Here is a 2066-nt window from a genome sequence, read left to right as displayed (position 1 = left end):
GCTCGGCATATTCTGGAGTTGCTCGCGGCTGAGCGATAGCGGCTTCTCGACAAGGCCTGAAACCTCCAGTCGCCAGTCGGCAAAGTTGTTGGCGAGCAAGCCCTTGTAGACATCGTCATCGGGAGCGGTGACACCATTCGGCCGCTGCGGCTGGCGGATGTCGGCCTCGGTGAATTCCGGGGCCAGCGCGTCACTTCCGGCAAGCAGCCGCTGTGCGCGGTAGGTCAGGCCATTGGCGTTTTCGAGGAAACTGCGCAGGCCGCTGCCAACACCTAGCTGACTGTCGAAGGCGTCGCAGCCCGACAGCATGATGCCGGAGACGCCAAGACTGGCACCGGTCAGGAATTTGCGGCGGCTGATCTGGAATTTTGCCATGTCAGGCACTCCTCTCGGCTGTATCGTCCTGTGCGGGAGGATCTGTCCGATACCAGCCGGTGATGATCGAGCGCAGTTCGTTGATCGGGCCGGCGGCCAGGATCATCAGGATATGGACGACGAAGAAGGCGACCAATAGCACCATGACGGTGAAATGGATGGTGCGTGCCGTCTGCCGGCCACCGAGCAGATCGTTGAGGAACGGCAGCACCGAATTCATGCTCGGCGACATGGCCAGACCGGTGATGATCATCAGCGGCAACAGCACGAACAGCACCCCGCCATAGGCCATCTTCTGCAGCGTGTTGTATTCGCGCGTGTGGTGGAATTTGAGCTTGGCGTGGTCAACGATGTCTTGCGGCAATCGTTTCAAATCGTCGAGGCGTGGCGCGAGATCGCGCCGCAGATGGCCGTTCACGGTGCTGGCGACAAACCAGACGATCAACGTCGTGGCCAGTATCCAGGCAAAGAAGAAATGGATGACGCGCGCGGTGCCGAGATCATAGTAGGATGGGATGGTCGCCCAGGAGGGAAAGGCGCGGGACGTCTCCTGGCCGGCCGGACCCGACCAGCCGAGCACGCCAGTGGTGTCGAAGCGATGCCCAAAGATTTCCGTGTAGCCGCGCGGACCCGCATCGGAATTCTCGGCGCCGATGGCGAAGATGGTGTTGTTGTATTCGAAGCCCGATTCTTTGCCGATATAGAGCTGCGGACGGGCATTGAAGATCTGCAGGCCTGACAGCAGCATGAAGAACAACGAGATAGCCCAAAGCCAATGCGTCAGCCGTGTCCAGCGCGACTGCCGGTAGATCAGCGTTTTGTCGTTCGACGCCGAAGCGCCTGGATCGGCGGCGGATTGGCTTCTGGCAACGGATTCCATCGTCTTTCGTCTCCCGGCCTCGCGGCATGGCCTGCGCGTTCATTGTCCTCCTGATACGTCGCGATCCAAACCGATGTTTCATCCGATCACGGATTTATTACGGACCGCCCAGGCTGACGGCGAGATTGACGGCGGCGGCGACGATGACCGTGTTGAAGAAAAACGACAGGATCGAATGGACAAGCACGACACGACGCATATGCGTGGTCGAGATGTTGGTATCGGCGGTCTGTGCCGTCATGCCGATCACCGTCGAGAAGTACAGGAAGTCCCAGCCCTCCGGCCGTTTGTCGCCCGGGAACAGCAGTCCGCCGACAGGGATTTTCTTCCTGGTCTCGGCATCCACAGCATCGCCGTCCATCCAGTAGACATGAGCATAATGGAGCGCTGCCATGGCATGAATGGTGAACCAGCCGAGCGGGATCGACAGCAGCGCGAAGGTGAGCTCGACGGGATGGCTTCTGTCCTTCTGATTGATCAGTAGGAACAATGAGATAACGGCAACGCCGACGACGACAAGCGTCACAGCGAAGATGACCAGCACCGGCTGGTCCGTGGCACGCGCATTCCTGCTCAGATACCTGCCGGTGAACTTCGGCATCTGGGCGACGACGAGAATGACATAAGCGGCAAAGAACGCGTTGGCGCCGATCGAATAGGCAAGCGGGGCGTGCAGCAGCAACGCCACGAGAAGCGCAAAAACGCCAACGCAGGCCGACACAGCGAACAACATGTGGCGCTGAATGGGAGACTTCACCGGGGTTTCGGCAGCCATGTCGGTTCCAACCTTGAATGGCGCTCGGTTTCTAGT

General features: G+C 59.8%; 2 protein-coding genes and 1 pseudogene. All 3 read right to left on the bottom strand.

Annotation, left to right across the window (positions count from 1 at the left end):
- Window positions 1-375, bottom strand: a pseudogene (locus tag EN893_RS30795) (molybdopterin oxidoreductase); the annotation flags it as partial.
- A 1-nt stretch (window position 376) separates the two neighbouring features.
- Window positions 377-1255 carry a cytochrome b/b6 domain-containing protein gene (locus EN893_RS30790; protein WP_127270742.1) on the bottom strand — a complete coding sequence of 293 codons (879 nt, stop codon included), beginning with the start codon at window positions 1253-1255 and terminating at the stop codon, window positions 377-379.
- A gap of 97 nt (window positions 1256-1352) precedes the next feature.
- Window positions 1353-2030: a DUF1345 domain-containing protein gene (locus tag EN893_RS30785; RefSeq protein WP_023810520.1), complete on the bottom strand. Its 678-nt coding sequence runs from the start codon at window positions 2028-2030 to the stop codon at window positions 1353-1355.
- Window positions 2031-2066: the final 36 nt, after the last annotated feature.

This window comes from Mesorhizobium sp. M7A.F.Ca.CA.004.04.2.1 (assembly GCF_004022825.1).
In the GTDB taxonomy this organism is placed as follows: Bacteria; Pseudomonadota; Alphaproteobacteria; order Rhizobiales; family Rhizobiaceae; genus Mesorhizobium.
Note: the sequence above shows the minus strand (reverse complement) of the source record. Positions and strands in the feature narration are given on the sequence as shown.